We start from the raw sequence: 1,110 nt of genomic DNA, 5'->3' as shown, positions 1-1,110 counted from the left end.
TACTGGCGGATAATGGATATTGGTGCGCCACCACAACTCCCCGCGAAATAACTCGGCGACCAAAGAACCCCCTTGTAGTAATCACGTTGGGCAATATCAGGACGATCACGTCGAAGTAATCGACTCGATACCCCTTTAAGGCTGTTAACCAGATTAGATATCGCCAGTTTTGGCGGGTAATTAATCAGTAAATGAACGTGATCCCGTTCCCCATCCATTTCAACCAGTTCAACATCAAAATCAGCACAAACACTGGCAAAGTAGCCTCGCAATTTTTCAATTGCATCCTGATCAAATATTTTTCGCCGGTATTTTGTGACAAAGACCAAATGGACGTGCATCAGGAATACACAATGTCTGCCACGGCGAATATTAGTTTCATTTTTCATAGACCAAAGTATAATAGGTAATATGAAACGTCTACAAGCCTTTAAATTCCAGTTAAGACCCAATGGTCAGCAAGAGCGTGAGATGAGACGCTTTGCAGGGGCTTGTCGTTTTGTTTTCAATCGGGCATTAGCACGTCAGAATGAGAATTACGAAGCAGGGAATAAATACATTCCCTATACAAAAATGGCTTCATGGCTCATTGAGTGGAAATCTGACACAGAGACACAATGGTTGAAGGAAGCCCCATCACAACCGTTACAACAGTCACTTAAAGATTTGGAACGGGCTTACAAGAATTTTTTCCAGAAGCGTACCGCTTTTCCTCGATTCAAGAAACGCGGTAAAAATGACGCTTTTCGCTACCCGCAGGGCGTGAAGCTCGATCAATCCAATAGTCGTATATCATTGCCAAAGTTGGGATGGATGCGCTACCGCAACAGTCGTGAAGTCGTCGGAGAAGTGAGAAACGTCACGGTCAGTCAGTCATGCGGTAAATGGTACGTCAGCATTCAGACTGAGTATGAAGCGACAGAACCACAACATGAATCAACCTCAATAGTCGGGCTTGATGCAGGCGTTACAAAACTGGCCACGCTTTCAGACGGTACGGTATACCCGCCCGTCAGCAGTTTTAAAGTAAACCAGCGAAAGCTGGCAAGGCTTCAACGGAAATTAAGCCGTAAAATCAAATTCAGTGCCAACTGGCAAAAACAAAAGCGC

The 1,110-nt window shown here is 44.8% G+C and carries 2 protein-coding genes; one reads left to right on the top strand and one right to left on the bottom strand.

Translation table 11 applies throughout. The annotated features are described in order from the left end of the window. A partial coding sequence (gene tnpA / locus HMPREF0693_RS18720; protein WP_004247146.1) for an IS200/IS605 family transposase occupies positions 1–389 on the bottom strand: 389 nt, incomplete at its 3' end. Positions 390–411: 22 nt separating this feature from the next. On the opposite strand from tnpA, the gene HMPREF0693_RS18165 reads away from it, so the two are divergent. Beyond that, the coding region (locus HMPREF0693_RS18165; RefSeq protein WP_004247144.1) for an RNA-guided endonuclease InsQ/TnpB family protein at positions 412–1,110 on the top strand (699 nt) is incomplete at its 3' end.

This window comes from Proteus mirabilis ATCC 29906 (assembly GCF_000160755.1).
Taxonomy (GTDB): domain Bacteria; phylum Pseudomonadota; class Gammaproteobacteria; order Enterobacterales; family Enterobacteriaceae; genus Proteus; species Proteus mirabilis.
This window is presented reverse-complemented; position numbering and strand designations above follow the sequence as displayed.